The following is a 7525-nucleotide window of genomic DNA, read 5'->3' on the forward strand; positions in this document are numbered from 1 at the left end:
ATATTCAAGACTGTCGATGCTGTTAAAGACTCAGACAGCACCGTCCTTATCTCCGGTGAAACGGGCACAGGAAAGGAACTTATTGCAAGGGCCCTTCACAACTCTGCCAGGAGAAGGGAAGCTCCTTTCATTGCGGTCAACTGCGGGGCCATACCAAAAGAACTCATGGAGTCGGAACTCTTTGGGTATGAAAAGGGTGCTTTCACCGGAGCAGTTTCAAGGAGGATCGGGAAATTTGAAGAAGCCGGTATCGGCACAATCTTCCTGGATGAGATCGGCGAACTGGAACTCTCGCTGCAGGCAAAACTTCTCCGTGTCCTTCAGGAAAGGGAAATCGAGAGGCTTGGCAGCAGCAGGAAAGTCAAGGTCGATTTCAGACTCATCTCATCTACGAACCGGAACTTACGGAAGGAAGTTCAGGAAGGCAAGTTCAGAGAGGACCTTTTTTACCGGATAAATGTCATAGAAGTGAAAGTGCCTCCTCTGCGGGAAAGAAAAGAAGACGTGCCACTCCTCGTTTCTGATTTCTTCAACGAAGCCTGCATGCGGGAAAAGAAGACGCTTACCCTGTCTGACCAGGCCATGAGAATGCTCCAGAATTACTCCTGGCCCGGCAACGTCAGACAACTCAAGAATGTCATAGAAAGAGCTGTCGTGCTCGCTCGCGGCGAAAAAGTGACTCTCAAGGAACTCCCCGAGGAATGTCTCTTTCTCAACAGACAGCCCGTCATTCAAAATACTATGAAGACCTTCAAAGAGCTTGAGATGCAGGCGGTCAGAGATGCCCTTGCCGCATGCAAAGGGAACAAATCAAGGGCAGCCAAGATGTTGGGCATATCGAGGAAGGCCTTTTACAAGCGCCTTAATGAATTCCCCATCTCCATCGAGTAGAAACCTTTTCAGAAGGGATCCATTCATCAAAGAACATATGTTGAGGAATTGCCGCTCCGTATCCTTGGATATGATTGCCTGGGATTGATCAAAAAGCCTACCACTTCATCGCTCAGAGTGCCCGAGTATTGTCTGTCAGACCTCCATATTGTTACTCAGCCTTCCAGCCTTTTCTTGTATCCAATGGAAACACCCTTAGATTTTCAGATGTAGCAAACAGATACATTGAGCGGACCATGCTTTCGCACCCAACACCTTGTTCATTCGTACCCGATCCCCATATAGCACAAAAATGTTTATTATTCAAGGAGATGGAGTTTCTAAGGCATGAATTCTTCAACTGGTCTTTTCCCAGGGTCTCCTCTTCGGCATAACAATTGCTCTTCGTTGGATTGTCTCAACAGTCTCGCCCCAATACCTGCTGGGTTTGCATTCACGCAGATGTGACTCAGTGGGCGGAGCATTGAATTGGAACCTGAAGATATGAGCGATCTCGTTTTTCAGGCGGATGCTCCTCTAAACCCAAAACAACCTTATCATTTGGTAACACTCGTTTAAGTGAAGAAGAGGAGGTGATTTCATGAAGGCGGTCATTCTTGCGGGAGGGTTCGGCACGAGGTTGTCAGAAGAGACAGTCCTCCGTCCCAAGCCAATGGTCGAGATCGGCGGCAAACCGATATTATGGCATATCATGAACATCTATGCTGCCAGCGGCATTAACGAATTTCTCATAGCAGTCGGTTATAAGGCTGAGTCGATAAAGGAATATTTCCTCAATTTCTATGCTATCAACAATGACATCACCATCGACCTGACCCAGGGAAAGACGATTATACACGACGGCAATCAGCCAAGATGGAAGGTCCATATCATCGATACCGGATTGCATACTCAGACCGGAGGGAGGCTTAAGAGACTTAAAAAATGGCTTGAGAATGAGGAGGCCTTTATGTTCACCTATGGAGACGGTGTCAGCGACATAGATATCAAGGCTCTCCTGGAATTTCATCGGAACCATGGGAAGATCGCTACGGTGTCGACAGTTCGAGCTCCTTCACGCTTCGGCAGGATCGCCTTTGACGGCGACCGGATCAATTCCTTTTATGAGAAACCCGAATCATCCGAAGGATGGATCAACGGAGGCTATTTTGTGCTCAGCCCCAAGGCTATCGATTATATCGAAGACGACCAGACAATATGGGAACGGAGCCCTGTGGAGCGGCTTTCCCGTGACGGCCAGCTCATGGGGTACCGGCATTACGGCTTCTGGTCATGCATGGACACGCTGAAGGAAAAGAATACTCTCGAGGAGCTCTGGAACTCGGGGAAGGCTCCCTGGCTCGTCTGGTAGCTGATGGACGCTGATATAACAATCATAGGGGCAGGGGTGATCGGTCTGGCAATAGCCTCAGAGCTGTCCGGTCATAACCGGAACGTATATATCCTGGAAAAGAATACGTCCCATGGCATGGGGATCAGTTCAAGAAACAGTGAGGTGATTCATGCCGGAATATACGCCCCGCCGGGTTCACTGAGGGCACGGTTATGCGTTGAGGGCAGGGAGATGCTCTATGAGACGTGTTTAAAGAACAAGATTCCTCACAGGAAGACCGGCAAACTGATAATCGCAACCTCGGAAGCAGAGACGGGACAGATCGAAGATCTCATGGAGAACGCCCTTAAGAACGGCGTTTCTTCAGTCTCTTTCATTGAACGAAGCAAAATCGGTGAGATGGAACCGAACATCAGGGCCGTCGCAGCCCTCTCTTCTCCTGATACGGGTATCATGAGCGCCCATGCCCTCATGGACTACTACCTCAGCACTGCCAAGACGAAAGGGGCGGAACTGGTCTGCGGGACAAAGGTTGTGGAGATCGAACGAATCGCCGGAGGTTACCGGGTTGGCACGGTAAACTTGCAGGGAGAAAGCTTTGATCTTCTTACTGAGATGATTGTTAATGCCGCGGGACTGGAGTCAGACGTCATTGCCGGACTGGCCGGCAGGACATACGCCCATCACTACTGTAAGGGAGACTATTTCAGTATAAACAATGTGAGAAGCGGGATCGTGCGGAGGCTCATCTACCCTGTTCCCGAGAAGAACCATGTCGGGTTGGGCGTTCACCTGACCATGGACCTCCAGGGGCGGCTGAAACTCGGACCCGACGCAACCTATATCGATAGAGTTGAGGATTACCGGGTCGACGCCGCTAAGGCCGACCGCTTTTACGACTCTGCCGTGAAGTTCCTCCCCTTCCTTCGCAGAGAGGACATCTCTCCTGACATGTCCGGCATCAGACCGAAGTTGCAGGGCGTTGGTGAAGGCTTCCGTGACTTTGTTATCAGTGAGGACCTGCCGGGTTTCGTGAATCTCGTCGGCATAGAATCTCCGGGGCTCACAGCTGCGCCGGCCATAGCCAGGCAGGTCAGGGAGATGCTCAACGTGAACCACTGATGACGATAACGATGATCGGAAGCCATGAAATGCCCTCAGCTGGCACACCACAATGACGTCATATGCAGGGCCGGCGGAGAAACCTACAAGCCGAGTCCCTTTCAGTTAGAAGAATATTGCAGGTCGAAGAATCACGAGGAATGTCCTTTCTATGTGCACTTTTGCGCCGGGAAGGGAGATACAACAATTGACCAGTGAGGGCGACATGAAGATATTAATTACAGGAAACATGGGTTACATCGGTCCATCTGTCATACAACGAATCAGGATTTCGCGTCCCGAGGCTACGTTAATAGGCCTCGACACAGGATATTTTGCGAACTGTCTGACGAACGCACAGATCCTCCCGGAGTGCAGAGTTGACGTGCAGCATTTTGCGGATGTGAGAAGCATGTCTGAGGATCTCCTTCGTGACGTGTATGCCGTCGTCTATCTTGCCGCTATTTCGAATGATCCCATGGGGAACACCTTTGAAGAGCCAACCTATGATATTAATTATCGTGCTGCCATAGAAGTTGCGAGGAAGGCAAAGAAGGCCGGGGTAAAAAGGCTCGTTTATGCTTCCAGCTGCAGCATGTACGGTTTTGCGGAAGACGGCGCAAAGACCGAAACTTCCGAGTTAAATCCGCTTACAGCCTATGCCAAATCAAAAACCCTTGCTGAGAAAGACCTGGAGAAGATTGCCGACAAGGATTTCACGGTGACAAGCCTAAGATTCTCAACAGCCTGCGGGATGAGTGAGAGGCTCAGGCTCGATCTGGTCCTGAATGACTTTGTTGCAGGCGCCGTCGCCTCAAAGAAAATTACGATCCTCAGCGACGGGACCCCCTGGAGACCGTTGATCAACGTAAAAGACATGGCAAGGGCGATAGACTGGGCTATAGTCAGGGATTCGTCTGCCGGAGGAGATTTTCTGGCCATAAATATCGGAAGCAACGAATGGAACTATCAGGTCAAAGATCTGGCTGCGGCCGTAGCTGAGGTTATTCCTGGTATCGAAGTCTCCATCAACAAGGATGCACAACCGGATAAACGGTCCTACAGAGTGAGCTTCGATCTCTTTAAGAAACTGGCGCCTGATTACCAGCCGCAGGTCGGCCTCCTGACCACCATAAAGGAGTTGAGGGACGGTCTGGAAGATATGGGTTTCAAAGACAGGGATTTCCGCAATTCTCAATTTATGAGACTGAAGGTCCTGACATCTCTCAGGAGCAAGAACCTTCTGACAGAAAAACTCGAATGGACCACACACTGCCAGGAAGCCTGAAAAAGATGAAGAGTGCCGACAATGTATGCCGTTTCTGCAAGACTCCTTTACATCACGTTTTCGTGGATCTGGGGGTATCGCCTCTGGCGAATTCCTATCTGAAAGAGGAACAGCTCCGCAAGATGGAACCCCATTATCCGCTCTGCGTCTATGTCTGTGACAGATGTTATCTCGTTCAACTACCAGAAGTTCAATCTCCGGAAGAGATCTTCAGCGATTATGCATATTTTTCTTCCTATTCCGAGTCATGGCTCAGGCATGCAAGAGACTACACGGGCCTCATGGTCGATCGCTTCGGCTTTGATTCGCGAAGCCAGGTCATTGAGATAGCGAGCAATGACGGGTATCTCCTTCAGTATTTCAAAGAGAAGGGCGTTCCAGTTCTCGGCATCGAACCTGCAAAGAATGTGGCAAAGGCAGCTCAGGAGGCCGGCATCCCGACAATCGTCAAATTCTTCGGAACGGAGACTGCCCGGGAATTAGCCGCTCAGGGAACGCATGCCGACCTTCTCCTCGGCAATAATGTGCTTGCCCATGTGCCTGATATCAATGACTTTGTTGCGGGAATGAAGATTGTGTTAAAGCCGAGAGGCGTTATTACCATGGAATTCCCTCACCTCATGCGTCTCATAGATGAGAACCAGTTCGATACAATCTATCACGAACATTATTCCTATCTGTCACTTCTTTCAGTAGAGAAGGTATTTGCAAGCCATGGGCTTACCCTTTTTGACGTGGATGAACTACCCACGCACGGTGGTTCACTGCGCATCTATGCACGCCACGCTGAGGATGAATCGAGACCGGTTGACCGGAAAATACATGATTTGCGGAAGAAGGAGGCTTCTGCGGGCCTTGCAAGCCTTGACAGTTATCAGTCATTCAATGAGAAGGTGAAGGAAACAAAGAGGAAGGTCCTTACGTTTATGATTGAGGCAAAGAGGAGCGGAAAGTCAATAGCAGCGTACGGCGCTCCGGCTAAGGGAAACACCCTCCTGACTTACTGTGGCATCAGAACTGATTTCATCGATTTTACCGTAGACCGGAGCCCCCACAAACAGGACCATTATCTACCGGGCACTCACATCCCTATCTACCATCCCGACAGAATCACGGATGCGAAGCCTGATTATCTTATAATCCTTCCCTGGAACCTCAAAGAAGAGATCATGGACCAGATGTCTTCCATACGTGAGTGGGGAGGGAAATTCGTCGTCTTCATCCCTGAGGTGAGAATATTGTGATTTTCACGGAGACGAGACTGAGGGGCGCATACGTTATCGATCCCGAGCCGTTAAGCGATGACCGGGGCTTCTTTGCCAGGACATGGTGTCAAAAAGAATTTCAGGCTCATGGACTCAATACCAATGTGGCCCAATGTAACATTTCGTACAATGCAAAGAAGGGAACACTGAGAGGCATGCATTATCAGACTGCGCCCTTCGAAGAGGCCAAACTGGTCAGATGTACGGGAGGAGCAATATTCGACGTTATTATCGATTTAAGACCGCATTCAGCGACATTCAGGGAATGGATATCGGTGGAACTGGACGCCGGAAACAGAAGAATGTTCTATATCCCCGAGGGTTTTGCCCATGGGTTCATAACGCTCACTGACAATGCAGAGGTCTTTTACCAGATGTCCCAGTGCTATAGCGCAGGCCACGCGCGGGGTGTCAGGTGGAACGATCCCGTTTTCGGAATTCAGTGGCCTGCCGAAGCGTCTGTCATATCTGAGAAAGACAGGCAGTTCCCGGATTTCATGCCATGAACCGATCGGTGGGGCAGACGATGGTGATGAAGTCTGACGCCGAAACAACTGGCAAGGATATGCATCAGCTCATGTCCGAACTGTACCCTATCTGCAGAAGCATTACAGGCAACGGGGTGAGAGAAACACTGGAGATTCTCAGCAGGCATATCCCCCTTACAATTCATGAGGTCCCTACCGGGACCAAAGTCTTTGACTGGACTGCACCCAAGGAATGGAACATAAGAGATGCCTATGTCAGAAACGCAAGAGGTGAAAAGATCATCGATTTCAGAGAGAACAATTTGCATGTAATGAGTTACAGTGTCCCCGTAAAGAAAAAGATCTCCCTCAACGAGTTGAAACAGCATCTCTTTACACTTCCGGGATATCCCGATTGGATCCCCTACAGGACCTCATACTATAAGGAGAACTGGGCATTCTGCATGAGCCATAAACAGTTCGAGGATCTCGGGGAAGAGGAGTATGAAGTCTTCATTGATTCCTCCCTCGAAGACGGTCATTTAACCTATGGTGAATACTTGATCGAGGGGGAAACAGGAGATGAGGTCTTACTTTCCTCCCATATGTGCCATCCCTCGCTCTGTAACGATAACCTCTCGGGAATCGTCCTTTCTGTTTTCCTTGGAAAGCATCTCGCCACGCTTTCTGTGAAGCATTCTTACCGGTTTCTCTTCATTCCCGGGACCATCGGCTCAATAACCTGGCTTTTCCTGAACGAGCAGAATGTTTCGAGGATAAAACACGGCCTCGTTGCCGCCTGTCTCGGTGATTCTGGAAGATTTACTTACAAGAGGAGCCGCCAGGGCAATGCGGAGATAGACAGGGCGGTGATCAATGTCCTCAGAAATTCATGCAAAGATTTCGAAATACTTGACTTTATCCCCTTCGGCTATGACGAGCGTCAATACTGCTCTCCAGGGTTCAACCTGCCCGTCGGCTGCCTCATGAGGACGCCCCATGGCCGCTATCCGGAATACCATACGTCTGCAGATAATCTCGGTTTTGTCCGGCCTGAATACCTTTCTGACTCATTCTCAAGGCTCCTCTCCATTGTGAACATTCTCGAAAACAATAATAAATATATCAGTCTGAATCCAAAATGCGAACCGCAATTGGGCAAGAGAGGCCTGTACCAGGC

General features: G+C 49.8%; 7 protein-coding genes. All 7 read left to right on the forward strand.

Going from position 1 to position 7525, the window contains the following annotated elements:
- A partial coding sequence (locus VFG09_08170) for a sigma-54 dependent transcriptional regulator (protein ID HET6515120.1) occupies positions 1-891 on the forward strand: 891 nt, incomplete at its 5' end.
- A 580-nt stretch (positions 892-1471) separates the two neighbouring features.
- Entirely contained in the window at positions 1472-2242 is a 771-nt protein-coding gene (gene rfbF, locus VFG09_08175) for a glucose-1-phosphate cytidylyltransferase (protein ID HET6515121.1), read from the forward strand.
- 3 nt (positions 2243-2245) lie between these two features.
- Complete coding sequence (locus VFG09_08180; GenBank protein HET6515122.1) at positions 2246-3346, forward strand: NAD(P)/FAD-dependent oxidoreductase; 1101 nt, start codon at positions 2246-2248, stop codon at positions 3344-3346.
- A 205-nt stretch (positions 3347-3551) separates the two neighbouring features.
- Positions 3552-4613 (forward strand): SDR family oxidoreductase, encoded by a 1062-nt coding sequence (locus VFG09_08185; GenBank protein HET6515123.1) that lies wholly within the window; start codon positions 3552-3554, stop codon positions 4611-4613.
- Between the two features lie 5 nt (positions 4614-4618).
- The gene (locus VFG09_08190) at positions 4619-5857 is read left to right on the forward strand and encodes a class I SAM-dependent methyltransferase (GenBank protein ID HET6515124.1); all 1239 of its coding nucleotides are present in this window, start codon (positions 4619-4621) and stop codon (positions 5855-5857) included.
- Positions 5854-6384, forward strand: a complete 531-nt coding sequence (gene rfbC / locus VFG09_08195; protein ID HET6515125.1) for a dTDP-4-dehydrorhamnose 3,5-epimerase — start codon at positions 5854-5856, stop codon at positions 6382-6384. Before VFG09_08190 ends, rfbC begins: the two co-directional genes overlap by 4 nt.
- Positions 6381-7525 (forward strand): DUF4910 domain-containing protein (locus VFG09_08200; GenBank protein ID HET6515126.1); only part of this gene is annotated, 1145 nt, incomplete at its 3' end. The genes rfbC and VFG09_08200, both read left to right, overlap by 4 nt.

This window comes from Thermodesulfovibrionales bacterium, assembly GCA_035686305.1.
In the GTDB taxonomy this organism is placed as follows: Bacteria; Nitrospirota; Thermodesulfovibrionia; order Thermodesulfovibrionales; family UBA9159; genus DASRZP01.